The organism is Paraburkholderia lacunae (assembly GCF_003353175.1).
Classification (GTDB): Bacteria; Pseudomonadota; Gammaproteobacteria; order Burkholderiales; family Burkholderiaceae; genus Paraburkholderia; species Paraburkholderia lacunae.
Genome location: NZ_QHKS01000003.1, coordinates 56,871 through 70,387 on the forward strand (window position 1 = coordinate 56,871; position 13,517 = coordinate 70,387).

The 13,517-nt window shown below is 62.4% G+C and carries 18 protein-coding genes; 9 read left to right on the plus strand and 9 right to left on the minus strand.

Annotated features, from left to right (window positions below; all coding sequences use genetic code 11):
* Positions 1-3 precede the first annotated feature (3 nt).
* The 3 genes from DLM46_RS05065 to DLM46_RS05075 all read left to right on the plus strand — a co-directional run bounded on the left by DLM46_RS05065 (position 4) and on the right by DLM46_RS05075 (position 1,789).
* The gene (locus DLM46_RS05065; protein WP_115099688.1) at positions 4-372 is read left to right on the plus strand and encodes an SUF system Fe-S cluster assembly protein; all 369 of its coding nucleotides are present in this window, start codon (positions 4-6) and stop codon (positions 370-372) included.
* 1 nt (position 373) lies between these two features.
* On the plus strand, positions 374-694 hold the full coding sequence (locus tag DLM46_RS05070; protein WP_115099689.1) for a Rieske (2Fe-2S) protein: 321 nt from the start codon (positions 374-376) through the stop codon (positions 692-694).
* A 108-nt stretch (positions 695-802) separates the two neighbouring features.
* Positions 803-1,789 carry a zinc-dependent alcohol dehydrogenase family protein gene (locus tag DLM46_RS05075; protein WP_115099690.1) on the plus strand — a complete coding sequence of 329 codons (987 nt, stop codon included), beginning with the start codon at positions 803-805 and terminating at the stop codon, positions 1,787-1,789.
* Between the two features lie 38 nt (positions 1,790-1,827).
* On the opposite strand, the gene tssF is transcribed toward DLM46_RS05075, so the two are convergent.
* From tssF to DLM46_RS05095, 4 genes are read right to left on the minus strand one after another with little or no spacing between them, the layout of a single operon-like run.
* A complete protein-coding gene (tssF, locus tag DLM46_RS05080) occupies positions 1,828-2,925 on the minus strand; it encodes a type VI secretion system baseplate subunit TssF (protein ID WP_165847911.1) in 1,098 nt (365 codons plus the stop codon).
* A gap of 44 nt (positions 2,926-2,969) precedes the next feature.
* Positions 2,970-3,434, minus strand: a complete 465-nt coding sequence (locus DLM46_RS05085) for a GyrI-like domain-containing protein (RefSeq protein WP_115099692.1) — start codon at positions 3,432-3,434, stop codon at positions 2,970-2,972.
* A complete protein-coding gene (locus DLM46_RS05090) occupies positions 3,431-3,907 on the minus strand; it encodes an SRPBCC family protein (RefSeq protein WP_244305836.1) in 477 nt (158 codons plus the stop codon). Before DLM46_RS05090 ends, DLM46_RS05085 begins: the two co-directional genes overlap by 4 nt.
* Before the next feature lie 34 nt (positions 3,908-3,941).
* Complete coding sequence (locus tag DLM46_RS05095; protein ID WP_115099983.1) at positions 3,942-4,328, minus strand: ArsR/SmtB family transcription factor; 387 nt, start codon at positions 4,326-4,328, stop codon at positions 3,942-3,944.
* Between the two features lie 97 nt (positions 4,329-4,425).
* Between DLM46_RS05095 and DLM46_RS05100 the strand changes: the two genes are divergently transcribed.
* Positions 4,426-4,650, plus strand: coding sequence for a hypothetical protein (locus tag DLM46_RS05100; protein ID WP_115099694.1), 225 nt, complete (start codon positions 4,426-4,428; stop codon positions 4,648-4,650).
* A 36-nt stretch (positions 4,651-4,686) separates the two neighbouring features.
* On the opposite strand, the gene DLM46_RS05105 is transcribed toward DLM46_RS05100, so the two are convergent.
* From DLM46_RS05105 to DLM46_RS05125, 5 genes are read right to left on the minus strand one after another with little or no spacing between them, the layout of a single operon-like run.
* Positions 4,687-5,505 carry an alpha/beta fold hydrolase gene (locus DLM46_RS05105; RefSeq protein ID WP_115099695.1) on the minus strand — a complete coding sequence of 273 codons (819 nt, stop codon included), beginning with the start codon at positions 5,503-5,505 and terminating at the stop codon, positions 4,687-4,689.
* A complete protein-coding gene (locus DLM46_RS05110) occupies positions 5,492-6,727 on the minus strand; it encodes a pyridoxal phosphate-dependent aminotransferase (protein ID WP_115099696.1) in 1,236 nt (411 codons plus the stop codon). Before DLM46_RS05110 ends, DLM46_RS05105 begins: the two co-directional genes overlap by 14 nt.
* On the minus strand, positions 6,724-7,374 hold the full coding sequence (locus DLM46_RS05115; protein ID WP_208866237.1) for an RraA family protein: 651 nt from the start codon (positions 7,372-7,374) through the stop codon (positions 6,724-6,726). Before DLM46_RS05115 ends, DLM46_RS05110 begins: the two co-directional genes overlap by 4 nt.
* Positions 7,371-8,036 carry an RraA family protein gene (locus DLM46_RS05120; protein WP_115099697.1) on the minus strand — a complete coding sequence of 222 codons (666 nt, stop codon included), beginning with the start codon at positions 8,034-8,036 and terminating at the stop codon, positions 7,371-7,373. The genes DLM46_RS05115 and DLM46_RS05120 overlap by 4 nt, the downstream gene beginning before the upstream one ends.
* Positions 8,036-8,701 carry an RraA family protein gene (locus tag DLM46_RS05125; protein WP_115099698.1) on the minus strand — a complete coding sequence of 222 codons (666 nt, stop codon included), beginning with the start codon at positions 8,699-8,701 and terminating at the stop codon, positions 8,036-8,038. The genes DLM46_RS05120 and DLM46_RS05125 overlap by 1 nt, the downstream gene beginning before the upstream one ends.
* A 105-nt stretch (positions 8,702-8,806) precedes the next feature.
* Here DLM46_RS05125 and DLM46_RS05130 point away from each other — a divergent pair, with 105 nt between their 5' ends.
* From DLM46_RS05130 to DLM46_RS05150, 5 genes are all read left to right on the plus strand, one after another.
* Positions 8,807-9,730, plus strand: coding sequence for a LysR family transcriptional regulator (locus DLM46_RS05130; RefSeq protein WP_115099699.1), 924 nt, complete (start codon positions 8,807-8,809; stop codon positions 9,728-9,730).
* 182 nt (positions 9,731-9,912) lie between these two features.
* The gene (locus tag DLM46_RS05135; protein WP_115099700.1) at positions 9,913-10,662 is read left to right on the plus strand and encodes an electron transfer flavoprotein subunit beta/FixA family protein; all 750 of its coding nucleotides are present in this window, start codon (positions 9,913-9,915) and stop codon (positions 10,660-10,662) included.
* Between the two features lie 23 nt (positions 10,663-10,685).
* Positions 10,686-11,645 carry an electron transfer flavoprotein subunit alpha/FixB family protein gene (locus DLM46_RS05140; RefSeq protein ID WP_425273965.1) on the plus strand — a complete coding sequence of 320 codons (960 nt, stop codon included), beginning with the start codon at positions 10,686-10,688 and terminating at the stop codon, positions 11,643-11,645.
* Between the two features lie 36 nt (positions 11,646-11,681).
* Positions 11,682-12,500, plus strand: a complete 819-nt coding sequence (locus DLM46_RS05145) for an HpcH/HpaI aldolase/citrate lyase family protein (RefSeq protein WP_115099702.1) — start codon at positions 11,682-11,684, stop codon at positions 12,498-12,500.
* 59 nt (positions 12,501-12,559) lie between these two features.
* The gene (locus DLM46_RS05150; protein ID WP_115099703.1) at positions 12,560-13,498 is read left to right on the plus strand and encodes a LysR substrate-binding domain-containing protein; all 939 of its coding nucleotides are present in this window, start codon (positions 12,560-12,562) and stop codon (positions 13,496-13,498) included.
* Positions 13,499-13,517: the final 19 nt, after the last annotated feature.

A 13,517-nucleotide genomic window follows, 5' to 3' on the forward strand; every position in this document is an offset into this window, starting at 1 on the left:
ATCATGAGCGAATCCGCTTGGTGGAAGCGGGCGCAAGCCCGTGACGAGGCTGCCGGCTCTGAGAGCGGCGACCTGAAAAGCCGGGTCATCGAGGCGTTGCGCACGGTGTACGACCCGGAGATTCCGGTCAATATTTACGACCTGGGCCTGGTCTATGGGCTCGATGTCGATGCGCAGGAGGGACGCGTCGAGATCCGCATGACGCTCACCGCGCCCGGCTGCCCGGTCGCGCAGACTTTCCCGGCGACCGTGGAAGAGGCGGTGTTCGACGTGAGCGGCGTGAACGACGTGCACGTCGAACTGGTGTGGGACCCGCCGTGGTCGCGCGAGCGGATGTCCGATGCCGCGCGCCTGCAACTGGGGATGCTTTGAGATGTCGGACTGGGTCGAGGTCGCCGCCCTGGGGGATCTGCCGCCCGGCACGCACCGCACCGTCGAGGTGGACGGCGCGCAGGTAGCCGTATTCAATCTGGACGGCGTCTGCTATGCGATTGAAGACGTCTGCACGCACGACGGCGGCGTCCTCACGGGCGGCGAGGTGCATGGCGACGTGGTGGTCTGTCCGCGTCACGGGGCCAGCTTTTGCATCAGGACAGGGAAGGTTCTCGGGCCGCCGGCTTACGAGGATGTCGCGACGTTTCCGGTTCGCGTCGAAGGCGGGTTCGTTCAGGTGCGGGACGCGCGGTGGGATTGAGCGTGGGCGACGGTTGCGTACGACTCCGATGCGGGTGCATCGCAAGTGGCCGCATTCATGATCGCCACGTGATCGGCCGCGTGGCGCCGCTACGCTAAGGAGAACGACATGCGTGCAATGGTGTTCGACGGAGCCTCGCCGGTACTGCATGACATGCAGGTGCCCGATCCGCAACCGGCTGCCGGCCAGTTGCTGATCGACATCCATGCGTGCGGGGTATGCCGCACGGACCTGCATGTGGTCGATCGCGAGCTGGCGCATCCGAAACAGCCGCTCATTCCGGGGCACGAAATCGTCGGGACCGTTGCCGCCCTGGGCGAGGGCGTGTCCGGATTCAGGGTGGGCGATCGCGTCGGCGTACCGTGGACAGGCCGCACCTGCGGGCACTGCCGCTGTTGCCTCGGCGGCCACGAAAACCTGTGCGACGAACCGGGCTTCACGGGCTACACGATCGACGGCGGCTACGCCGAGCGCACCGTCGCCGACAGCCGCTACTGCTTTCATTTGCCTGAGCGCTATGCCGACGTCGAGGCGGCACCGCTCCTGTGCGCCGGTCTGATCGGCTATCGCACGCTCAGCATGGCGGGCGACGCGCAACGGATCGGCATCTACGGATTCGGCGCCGCTGCGCATATCGTGGCGCAAGTGGCGCGCCACCAGGGACGCGCGGTCTACGCATTCACACGCCACGGCGACACGAGCGCCCAGCAGCTTGCGCTGCGCCTCGGCGCCCGCTGGGCCGGCGGCAGCGACGAAAGCGCGCCCGCCGAACTCGATGCCGCGCTGATCTTCGCGTCCGCCGGCGCGCTCGTGCCGGTGGCGCTGAAGGCCGTGGTCAAAGGCGGCACCGTCGTGTGCGGAGGGATCCACATGAGCGATATTCCGTCGTTCCCGTATGAGTCTTTATGGGGCGAACGGCGCCTCTGCTCGGTGGCCAACCTCACGCGCGCCGACGGCCGGGCATTCATGCAGCTCGCCGGCGAGGTTCCGCTCGAAATCGAAACCACCCGCTACGCGCTCGCCGAGGCGAATCGCGCGTTGAGCGACCTGCGTGAAGGCAGAGTGACGGGCGCGGCCGTGTTGTGCATGAGGTGAGGGCGGCGCTTGGGCAGACTCGTCTGCGTGCGAGTGACTCAGAGCAGCGGGGACGCACCGAATTGCGGCCGGCAACGGCGCAGCTCGCGACCCGATCCCGTTGCATGAATGACAAGCCGGACAAATCCGTTTGACGGTGCGTAGGGTGCAAAGAAACGATCTATCACACCGCTGAACGTATGCAGGCTGAATGCCGTGAAGGCCGATTCGTCCACCGTCAGCGCGATCTCGATACCTCGCACAAAGGTGGACATCGGCTTGAGAGCCATCCATTGCACCACGGACTTGTGATCGAGGCGGGTGATGGCGTCTATTTGCGGTGCCGCTCGTGAGGCGCCGGCGAGGTGCAGGTTGAGCAGATCCTTCAACCCGGAGAGGCCGGAAGGTTGTAGCGTCAAGGCGTGCGGCGTCATGCCCGCGATGAGTCGCCAGAGCGTCCCTGGATCCTGTGGTCGTGTCTGGCTTGGCGATGCGCGGCGCAGCAGGGAGATTCGTGCGGCGAGGTTCTCGTTTTCGTTGAGAAGATCGCCATCGGGTGTACCGAAGGGCAACGCGGACGGTCGGTCTGCGTTAGTGCAGGTCAGGTCGATCGCGATCTGATCGGTATCGGGTTTGATGGGCGTGCCGTCCCGATCGACAAAGGTCAGTTCGGCTTGCCGCAAAGGCGAACCGGGATGTTCGCGCCTGTCCCGATGGGCGATCCAGTAGGGCGCCGGTGTATCGATCGAGCGCTCGTGAACAGGCTCGTGAACCAGCCCGTGAAAGGGGGGAATAACGATACTGCCTTGCGCGTCGGGTGCGCCGTGTGGCGTCATCCGCACGGCGTCTATGGAGTGCACCTCGATGCCCTGCATGAGGAGCGCCTGCGGCGCGATCGGATAGGTGTAGACGCCGCTTTTGAGTACCACGGGAACGGCTTCCCGCTTGAACAGGTTGACGACCGGCGAGCAAAAGAGCCTCAGATGGGTGGCCGACAGCATTTCCAAGGCGCGGCCGGAGGGTGTGTCGACCGGCATGTTGACGACAGGCAGATGGAGCGTCAATCGCCGGCATGGACCGCAGGCGCGAACCAGGCGAGCCAGGTCGATATCGACGAACGCGAATTTGTCGGGAAAGCAGAAATCGTCCGGCTTCACGGGCCCCGGCTGGCAAGGCCGCTGCGCCTGTGATACGGAGTCCCTTATTCGATGACGGGCCGGCTTAGTTCGGTGCGCCAATTGGCCGGATCGGGGCTCGATTCCGGGCCGACGACATAGCACTCGTACAGATCGCCTGCCGTCTTGTACCCGTTGGCTTCCATCCACCCGGCGAACTCGTGCCACGCGCCGCCTAGCCCCTCGTAGGGGCCGTAATAGACGGTGCGCACCACCTTGAGCGCAGGCCGCTGCCAAGGCTTCACGCGGCCTACGGCCGTGACGGGTGCCGACACCGGCACGCAGATATCGAAATCGAACGCCTCTGGCGTCATCTTCAGATGATGTGCAAACCACGGTCCGGTTGGACCAATGCCTTGCGCCTTGACAGCCGCCATCGCCTCGCCGATGCCCGGTCCCATGACGTGCTGGATCTGCGAGCGTGGCGTCTCGATGTGAACGGTTGCGACCAGTTGCGCGGGGGTCTCGACAACTTGTGGCGTTTCGATCATATGCGTTCTCCGATGAAGGTCGGCAGCAATGCTTCGAGGCGGTCATAGCCTGCGGCCATGCCGTACTCCATGCCCGAACGGCGTGCCGTGTCGCGGGCTTCCTGCGATTCGTACAGGATAGTGATCGTGGTCCTGGTGATGCCGCGCGTCTCGACGAACACCGTCGTGTCCAGTGCTTCACCCGGATACCAGGTGTCGTCGAACTTCTCGGTGGCAACGAGGCGTTCGTGCGCAATGACCTCGCGGAACACGCCACCCATGGCCATGTGCGACCCGTCCTTTTCGGAACGCCAGACGTAGCGATAGGCACCGCCGACGCGAAGATCGATTTCGCACAGCGGCATGGTCCATCCAGGTGGCCCGAGCAGCCAGCGACGGACGAGTTCCGGTTTGGTGAATGCGTCGAACACCAGTCGTCGCGGCGCGTTGAAATCGCGCGTCACCTGGATCTCGCAATCGCTTGGCGTGGACACCTTAAAGCTGTCGGGGAAGAACAAGGAACCTCCCTTACCGCTTCTTGGGAGCGGTACGTTTGCGTTTGTTTTCCGTCGCTTTCAACTCGCTCAGCAAGCCGTCGAGGCGGACGAAGGAAGCCTCCCAATATTCGCGGTACCGTTCCAGCCACTCGGTTGCTTCAGCGAGGGGACGCGCCTCGAGCTTGCGCGGGCGCCGCTGCGCATCGCTGCCGGACGAAATCAGGCCTGCCTGTTCGAGCACCTTGAGATGCCGCGAGATCGCCGGCTGAGTCATCGAGAAGGGCTCGGCCAATTCACTCACCGACACCTCCCCCGAGGCCAGGCGCGCCAGGATCGCCCGCCGCGTGGGGTTGGCCAATGCGGCGAACGTCATGTCCAGGCGATCGGAGGTGGCTTTTTCATAACTGGATTGTTTCATAACGAACATGTTATATAAAGGCGCGACGAATTTCAACCTGATCGCGCGGGTCCTGTTGTGTCTCGGTTTGCTGTAAAACCTGTCATTTGTTGCGCAAATGCAACGCTGGATCAGTGACTTTCTGCTGTCCGCAATCGTCATCGCGAGCACCGATTCACACCCGCATAAAACAACACGGAGACTCGAGGTGATGAAAAAACATGGGCTGATCATGGTATGCGCGGGCGCCGCGCTGTACGGAATCGTCGATACGGCGATTACTTACGTGAACAATGCCGACGGCAGGAGGCGACCGGCGGAGGAGGCCGGTCGCAGAGGCTAGAGAATCCGCACGAGTTTTCAGTAGCCGATCAGCTCGCTACCTCGCCGCGACGGCCCTGTGAAATTCGGCCAATGCCGCCCACATTTCAACGGGATTCGAGTACATCGGAAAATGCCCGCTTCGGGCGATTTCGGCCAGCGTCACGCCGTCATCCCGAAGATGCGGCAGATACGACAGCGACGCGTTCTGTTCACCGTACATGAACATCCGCGGGAACGGCAGCGACAGGAACTTCGTCATCAGGTCGCCGTGATCGGACAGCTCGACCATCGACGTGAAGATGCCGCGCACCGCGTCGGCCCGAACCTTGTGACGCAGGCTCGACGCATAGAGCGGACACGATAGGTACGGCAGATGCCACGCCCGTTCGATGAAGTCGTCGAAGAACGCTTCGGCACTATCCGACGGATAGTCGACGACCTGACGGCTCAGAAAGCAGTCCTCAGGCGCGACGTTGCCCTCGATGTCGGCAAAGCTCAGTACGCGATCAGCTTCTTCGTAAGCCAGCATGAGCGCGGTGAGGCCGCCCATCGAATGCCCGACCAGATGGAACCTGTCGATGCCGAAATGCGCAAGCACTGCCTTCGCAGTTGCTACCAGGAAAGGAATCGAGACCTTCGACAGATCGCCGCAGAGGGTTGCGCCGCAACCCGGGGCATCGTAGGCGAGAACAGGATGGTCGGCGAACGCGGCGTAATGAACGATATCGGCGTAATCTTCCTTCGTCGAACCGAAGCCGTGCAGGAAAACAATCGGCGCTCGTTCGCCCGCGCGATGCAGCGCGGCGATATCGACCTCGACACCCTGCACCGTGAGCGCCACGGTTTCTTTCACGATCTCATTACGCGCCGGCATGACGTTTCCCCGTGAGCGAATGACAGAAGCGCGTGATCGCGCGGCATGCATCGACCAACGCATCGTCGTCGAGTGCGTAAGCGATGCGGATGTAGGGGCCAAGCCCGAATGCGCTGCCTTGTACGACAGCCACGTCAGCCTCGTCCAGCAATGCGCCGGCTACGTCTTCATCGCTGTCGAGCCGGGTGCCGGCGGGCGTGGCGCGTCCGATCAGCCCCTCGCACGAAGCAAACGTGTAGAAGGCGCCCCCCGGAACGGCGCATGTCAAACCCGGTGCCTGGTTGAGCAGTTCCACAATCAGGTCGCGCCGCTGTTCAAAGACGGAGCACGTTTCGCTGATGAACTGCTGCGGGCCGTCGAGCGCGGCCAATGCGGCATGCTGCGAGATCGCGCTGGCTCCCGAGGTTTGCTGCCCCTGGAGCTTTTCCATCGCATCCAGCAACCATCGCGGTCCGGTGCCGAAGCCGATGCGCCAGCCCGTCATCGCGTACGCCTTGGACACGCCGTTCATCGTCAGCGTGCGCGACATCAGTCGCGGCTCGACCTGGGCGATCGTGTAGAAGGTCGCACCGTCGAAGATCAGATGCTCGTAGATATCGTCCGACAGGACGAGCACATGCGGATGGGCCAGCAGCACCTCGGCGAGCGCCGCCAGTTCATCGCGGGTATAGACCGCGCCGGTCGGATTCGACGGCGAGTTCAGGATCAGCCAGCGCGTGCGCGGCCCGATGGCGTTTGCCAGTGCTTGCGGCGTCAGCTTGAAGCCGTTTGCGCTTCCGCAACTCACGATGATCGGCGTCGCGCCGCATAGCTGAACCATCTCCGGGTAACTGACCCAGTAGGGCGCGGGCACAATAACCTCGTCCCCTTCGTTGAGCGTCGCCGCCAGCGCGTTGTAGATGACCTGTTTTCCGCCGCTGCAGACGATCGTATCCTGCCAGCCGACATCGAGGCCGTTCTCGCGCTGAAACTTTGCCGCCACTGCCTCGCGAAGCGGCCGCATGCCGGCCACCTGCGTATAGCGGGTATGTCCGGCGCGCATGGCGTCCACTGCCGCGTCGCAGATATGAACCGGCGTGTCGAAATCCGGTTCGCCGGCGCTGAGCGAGATGATCTTCGCGCCCGACGCGCGCCGCGCCGCGACGCGGTCCATCATGCGGTAGGTAGCGGAAGGCTGCGCTTTGGCCAGGTGAATGTTGAGGCGGTGCGGATCCACGGTCATGCGCTTTTTCTCCATTCAGTTAGCCCCATTAGTTCCAGCGTGCTGGCGCCTTGCGTGAGTTGTTGCATCATCGTCGCTTCCTTGGCCGCGCGCGCCTCGCCGGCAGTGATCGTGCGCTCGGCCTGCCCCGCCGGGATGATGATGACGCCGTCGTCATCGGCCACGACCAGGTCGCCCTGGGCGACCGGCACGCCGGTGAACGTCGTGGGCTGGCCGACCGAAGGTGCGCTGGCCTTCACGGTGCCGCGCACCGAGATGCCGCGGGCGAACACGGGGAAACGGCGCGCCGTTATCGCCGCGACGTCTCGCACGCCGCCATCGATGATCAATCCAACCACACCCGCGGCTTCCGCTGCGACGGTGAGCACTTCACCCCAGTAGCCGGCCACGAAATTTCCGGTGCCGACCACCAGCACGCTGCCGCGGGGCACACGCTCCATCGCGATGTGAATCGACAGGTTGTCGCCGGGCGAACACACCAGCGGATAGGCGGGAGCGGCGATGAAGGCCCCGCTCCAGATCGTCCGCACGAGAGGATCGACCGCGCACGGCAGGCCCGATGCCTCGTAGAGCGTTGCACTGCCCAGCGTGCGCGCCCGCGCGGCGAAATCTTCCGGCGGTGCCGGCGGCGAGGAGATATCGGTCATGGTGCCTTCCGTTGCAGAGTGTGATAGCCCAGTGCTTCGCGCGCTTCCCTGAGTGTCTTACCGTCGGCAATCTGCGCACGGATCTCCCCCTCGATGGCTTCGATCCGCCGGGCTGTAGCCGCGACTTCACGCGCGCGATCGCGCGGAACGATGACCGCACCGTTGGCGTCGGCGACGACGATGTCCCGCGCGCATACCCGCGCCGTGCCGATGGATACGGGCAGGTTGACGGCCTCGACCTGGACGCGGTCCTTGCCGGTTCGCATGAAGCGGCCTTTAGTGAACAAAGGGTAACCGTCACCCAGCGCTTTCGTCACGTCGCGGCACACGCCGTCGATGAGCGTACCTGCGATTTTCCGTGCGCCCGCGTATTGGGTCATGATGTCGCCCCATACCGTGCAGTCAGTCCGGCCATTGTTGTCGATCACCACCACGTCGCCTTCCGCAACGTCGTCAATGAAGTCGCCGACCGTGCCTGCGGGCGTGCTGGCCGACACGTACTTGACGGTAAATGCCGGACCGACGATCACGCCGGCGTAGTTGTCCAGCGGCGCGATGCCGAGGCACTGGCCGGGCAGTCCCAGCTTGTCCAGCGCGTCGGATACGCCAGGCGTATCGAGACCGGCGAACAGGTCGACCAGTTCCTGATCTTCGTGATTCATCACTTGCTTCCTTCCTTGATGGCGTCGAATTCCTTGTCGTGCATCACGTCGGCAACCGAGCGGCCGCCACGAACTGCCTCCACCATGCCGTCCTGACGCCGTGCGATGCGCTCACCCAGGTCGATGACCTCTTCGATGCGCGCTGCCGGTACGAAAACAGTGCCGCAGCGGTCGGCGATCACGTAATCGTCTTCATGGACTAGCACGCCTGCGACGCTGACGCGCTCGCCCGAAGAAACCTGAATGACGCGATTGCGCGCGCTGATCATGGTTACGCCACGCCCAAAGACCGGATAGCCGATCGATTCGCTGCCCTCGATATCGCGGCTCATGCCATCGATCACGGAACCACGAATGCGCTTGAATTGCGCCGCATTGGCAAGAATGTCGCCCCAGCACGAAATCCCCTCGATGCCGCCGGCGATGACCAGAATGCGATCGCCCGACTGGATCTGGGCGATGACGGGGGAAATGAGGTGGACTGTCGGTTTGGCGTCCGTCTTCGGTCCCAGCTGAATGGTGCTGGCCCGGCCGACGATCTTCGGACAATCCCACAGGGGATGCAGGCCGAACGTCGCGCCGGGAAGACCAAGGAAGTCCAGTGCGTCCGACACCGTATTGGTGTCGAGCGCGGCCAAACGATCAAGCAGAGGGGTTGGAGTCACGGCGGGGCTGGGAAGTGATTGCGATGCCGTACTTTCGCGCCTAAAGTTCGATATGTATATTCCGAATATTGGAAGCTTTTAATACGCCAAACCTATCAATCGATCATGATCAACTTCCGGCTTATCCGTCATTTGTGGCTTTTTCTGGCCGTTGCCGAGGAGCAGCATTTCGGGCGCGCAGCACGGCGCCTGGATATGTCTCAGCCGCCGCTGACCGAGCAGATCCAGGCTCTCGAACAGGCGTTGAAGGTGAAGCTGTTCGAGCGCTCGCGACGTGGAGCACAACTCACTCCAGTGGGTGCGGCTATTGTGCCGGCGGTGCGCAAGTTCGCGGAACAACTCGAACGGCTTGAGTTTGCAGTGCGCGAGGCCGTCGCCGGCCGAAGTGGCGTCCTGACTATTGGCGCGATTTCGTCAGCGATGCTGGATGTCCTGCCGCCGCTGGTCGAGCGGCTAAAGTCCGAGTATCCGCAACTCACAGTATCGGTAAGAGAGATCGACAGTGTCGAAGCTATTCCCGCACTCGAGGCGGGTGACATCGACCTGGCTTTTGCCAGGCTGGAGGGTGACCTCGGAGGAACCATTCAGTCACTTCCCCTCGCCGAGGATCGCCTGGTGGTGGCGATGCCTCGGGAGCATGCGATGGCGGGTATCCCGCGCATCCGGCTGGCGTCGCTCGCGGAAGAGGATTTCGTGATGTTTTCGCGTCAGGTAAGCCCTGTGCACTTCGACAGTCTGGTGGCGTCTTGCCGGTCCAACGGGTTTTCACCTCGAATATTGCATGAGGTCCGTTCGGTGGCTTCACAGGTTGCTTTCGTGGGCTGCGGTCAAGGTGTTGCATTGGTGCCGGCTTCGTTGAAGAAACTGGCTCCCGAGAATGTCGTGTTTCGTCCGCTCAAGGAAAACGTGAGCGTTGTAACCACCGCCGTGGCCTGGAGTACCGGACGTGATAATCCGCTGACAAATGCGGTTGTCGCCCTACTAGGTAGCACAGTGGCTGGGCCCGGAAAGCGTAAGCGATTGCGGTAACACCCGGCATCGGGCGGATAACTCATTGGGCCCTAGGTCTAGCCTATGGCAGGCAAAGCTAACTCATATTTGCGCCGGGCGGCGTCCGGGGTTCCAATGACACCGATGAGGACTCTGAGCGGAGTCGGACGCCGCTCAGAGCGCCGCTTCCGTCGTAGAACGGCATGAACATGGAGTAGACAATGAAGATTCTTGTGCCAGTCAAGAGAGTGGTCGATTACAACGTGAAAGTCCGGGTGAAGTCGGACGGCACGGGCGTCGACATCGCGAACGTGAAGATGTCGATGAATCCGTTCGACGAAATCGCCGTTGAAGAAGCTGTTCGTCTGAAGGAAGCGGGCGTGGCGACCGAAGTGATCGCCGTGTCGGCAGGCGTGACGCAATCGCAGGAAACGCTGCGCACGGCGCTGGCGATCGGCGCGGACCGCGCCATCCTGATCGAGTCGAACGAAGAACTGCAGCCGCTGGCGGTGGCCAAGCTGCTGAAGGCGCTGGTCGACAAGGAGCAGCCTTCGCTGGTCATTCTCGGCAAGCAGGCCATTGACGATGATTCGAACCAGACCGGCCAGATGCTCGCCGCGCTGGCGAACCTGCCGCAAGCGACTTTCGCCTCGAAGGTTGTGATGGCTGACGGTAAAGCTACCGTGTCGCGTGAAGTGGACGGCGGCGCCGAAACGCTGTCGCTCAAATTGCCCGCTGTGAGCACCACCGACCTGCGCCTGAACGAGCCGCGCTATGTGACGCTGCCGAACATCATGAAGGCGAAGAAAAAGCCGCTGGAAACGATCAAGCCGGAAGACCTGGGCGTTGACGTGACGCCGCGCCTGAAGACGCGGAAAGTCGCCGAGCCGCCGAAGCGCAGCGCCGGTGTGATGGTGCCGGACGTGAAGACGCTGGTCGAGAAGCTGAAGACCGAAGCCAAGGTGTTATGAGGGAGACAGGGCAAATGACGAATCTGGTTAATCTGGTAATAGCAGAACACGACGCCCCGAAGGAAGCCCCCTTGGGGGGCAGTGCATCGATCAAGGCCGCGACGCTGAATACGATTGCAGCGGCGCAGAAGATCGGTGGCGACATTCATGTGCTGGTCGCGGGTCACAATGCGCAGGCCACGGCCGATGCGGCGGCGAAGATTGCCGGTGTTTCGAAGGTGCTGCTGGCTGACGCGCCGCAACTCGAAGCGGGCCTCGCGGAAAACGTCGAAGCGACGGTGCTGAACATCGCGAAGGACTATTCGCACATCCTCGCGCCGGCCACCGCCTACGGCAAGAACATCGCCCCGCGTATCGCCGCGAAGCTCGATGTCGCGCAGATCAGCGACATTACGGCAGTCGACAGCGCAGATACGTTCGAGCGCCCGATCTACGCCGGCAACGCGATCGCTACGGTGCAATCTAGCGATCCGATCAAGGTCATCACAGTCCGCACAACCGGTTTCGACGCAGTGGCAGCCGTTGGCGGCAATGCAACGGTTGAGAGGATCGAAGCAGCGGCAGACACCGGCATCTCGCAGTTCGTGAGCCGTGAAGTGACGGAACTGGACCGTCCGGAGCTGACGTCGGCGAAGATCATCGTGTCGGGTGGCCGGGGCTTGGGCAACGGCGAGAACTACACGAAGGTGCTGGAGCCGCTGGCCGACAAGCTGAACGCGGCGCTGGGTGCATCTCGTGCCGCAGTCGACGCAGGCTTTGTACCGAACGACTATCAGGTCGGTCAAACCGGCAAGATAGTCGCGCCGCAGCTCTACATCGCTGTCGGCATCTCGGGCGCGATCCAGCATCTGGCCGGCATGAAAGACTCGAAGGTCATCGTCGCAATCAACAAGGATCCGGAAGCGCCGATCTTCAGCGTCGCCGATTACGGTCTGGTGGGCGACCTGTTCACGGTCGTGCCGGAACTGTCAGACACCATCTGATGCAAGCGCATCCCACCTTGTCCTGTGAGCACTGAAATGTCAGATTTCAGCCGGCCGCAACATCGGTCGTTCCTGTTTGTAGCTGGTAGCCAGCCGGATCGCTTCAGTAAGGCGCTCGCAAGTCGTGCAGACGCGGTGATTGTCGATCTGGAGGACGCCGTTGCGCCGGAGGCCAAAGCCCAAGCCCGTCGCGCCGTGGCGGAGTGGGTAAGCCCGGAGCGGCCGGTTCTCATCCGGGTCAACGCGCGGAATACGCCGTGGTTCGCCGAAGACGCACAACTGTTAAAGCTGCGTGGTGTCGCCGGTGTGATCTTGCCCAAGGCGGAAAGTGCCTCGGATGTCGTGGCATTGATTTCAGCGACCCGTACAAAGACTCCCGTATTCCCGTTGATCGAGACGGCTCAGGGAATGTGGAACGCGCTGGAAGTCGCAAAAGCCCCCTTCGTGCAACAACTTATGTTCGGGACGCTCGATTTTATCGCGGACATGGGGATGGCTTCCGACGGCTACGAGCTGGATACTTTCCGCGCACGGTTAGTCATGATTTCCCGCATCGCAGGGATTCTGCCGCCTGTTGACGGCGTGACGCCGAGCATCGACGATACCGAACGGTTGACTGCAGAGACGAAGAAAGGAAAGCGCTGGGGCTTCGGCGGAAAGCTTTGTATCCATCCCAAACAGATACCGGCCGTCAACGCTTGCTATACGCCATCCGATTCGGAAATCGCGTGGGCACAACGCGTACTGGATGAATCCGCAAAAGCAAACGGAGCCGCAGTTTCCGTCGACGGCAAAATGGTCGACCGGCCCGTGGTTCTGCAGGCGCAGCGTGTGATGAATCTGGCTCACGGGTGACGGGAAACGGGACTTCATAGGTGTATCCTATGGCGACCAAACAACGGGTCGCATTTGCTATGGACGTCCGGCAGCTTCGCTATTTCGTCAGTATTGTTGATTACGGCAGCCTCGGAAAAGCGGCTGAAAAGCTTTTCGTCGCTCAGCCCTCGCTTAGCCAGCAAATGGCGCGCCTCGAGGAAGAACTGGGCGTGCCGCTTTTGCTACGCAGCAACCATGGTGTTACGCCGACGTCTGCCGGAGACGCCATGTATCGTCACGCGCGGCTCGTCCTGCGCCAGATGGAGCAGCTCAAACAGGAAGTGACCAAAGGCGCCGGCGCCGAGTCCGGCACGGTGGCGGTGGGTCTTCCCACGACCATGGCGTCGGTATTGGCGGTGCCGTTATTCGAGCGGGTCCAGGAAGTCTATCCGGGCATCAGGCTACAGTTCTTTGAGAGCATGAGCGGCTACCTCAACGAACTGCTGGCCAACGGCCGCCTGGATCTCGCCATCCTCTTTCGCGAGTCCGACACGCCGGGGATTACCACGATGCCCGTGCTGGATGAAGCACTGTATCTGTTGGGCGAACCCGGCGGTGAAGTATCCGCCCGATCAACCACGTGTGCGCTCGCCAGGCTTTCCGGCGTGCCGCTCGTCGCGCCGGGGGTCACCAATGGACTGCGTCTGTTGCTCGAGCGTACGTTTTCGCGAGAAAACGTCGATCTGAATATCATCGCCGACATCGATTCGTTGCCGACGATGATAGCGATCGCCCACCTGAGAAAAGCCTGCACGATTTTGCCCGCTTCGGCCGTTGCGCAATGGGATGCGGCCCGTCTTCCAAAGATGCGGCGTCTCGTCGAGCCAAGCATCGAGCGTCCGGCCAGTATCTGCTGGCCGAACGGCTTGCCTCTTCATTCCGCGACGCTTGCCGTGCGTCAAACCATGGTCGAAATCATTTCAGAGCAGGTTACACAAGCAATGTGGAAGGGCGTGACCCTGCGCGATATCCGTTGAAGCCGTCTTTCAGCAACCC

Coding starts and splice junctions, on each gene's coding strand:
- DLM46_RS05065 (WP_115099688.1), top strand. CDS start 4: ATGAGCGAATCCGCTTGGTGGAAGCGGGCGCAAGCCCGTGACGAGGCT.
- DLM46_RS05070 (WP_115099689.1), top strand. CDS start 374: ATGTCGGACTGGGTCGAGGTCGCCGCCCTGGGGGATCTGCCGCCCGGC.
- DLM46_RS05075 (WP_115099690.1), top strand. CDS start 803: ATGCGTGCAATGGTGTTCGACGGAGCCTCGCCGGTACTGCATGACATG.
- DLM46_RS05085 (WP_115099692.1), bottom strand. CDS start 3,434: ATGATCGAAACGCCACAAGTTGTCGAGACCCCCGCGCAACTGGTCGCA.
- DLM46_RS05095 (WP_115099983.1), bottom strand. CDS start 4,328: ATGAAACAATCCAGTTATGAAAAAGCCACCTCCGATCGCCTGGACATG.
- DLM46_RS05100 (WP_115099694.1), top strand. CDS start 4,426: ATGCAACGCTGGATCAGTGACTTTCTGCTGTCCGCAATCGTCATCGCG.
- DLM46_RS05105 (WP_115099695.1), bottom strand. CDS start 5,505: ATGCCGGCGCGTAATGAGATCGTGAAAGAAACCGTGGCGCTCACGGTG.
- DLM46_RS05110 (WP_115099696.1), bottom strand. CDS start 6,727: ATGACCGTGGATCCGCACCGCCTCAACATTCACCTGGCCAAAGCGCAG.
- DLM46_RS05115 (WP_208866237.1), bottom strand. CDS start 7,374: ATGACCGATATCTCCTCGCCGCCGGCACCGCCGGAAGATTTCGCCGCG.
- DLM46_RS05120 (WP_115099697.1), bottom strand. CDS start 8,036: ATGAATCACGAAGATCAGGAACTGGTCGACCTGTTCGCCGGTCTCGAT.
- DLM46_RS05130 (WP_115099699.1), top strand. CDS start 8,807: ATGATCAACTTCCGGCTTATCCGTCATTTGTGGCTTTTTCTGGCCGTT.
- DLM46_RS05135 (WP_115099700.1), top strand. CDS start 9,913: ATGAAGATTCTTGTGCCAGTCAAGAGAGTGGTCGATTACAACGTGAAA.
- DLM46_RS05145 (WP_115099702.1), top strand. CDS start 11,682: ATGTCAGATTTCAGCCGGCCGCAACATCGGTCGTTCCTGTTTGTAGCT.
- DLM46_RS05150 (WP_115099703.1), top strand. CDS start 12,560: ATGGACGTCCGGCAGCTTCGCTATTTCGTCAGTATTGTTGATTACGGC.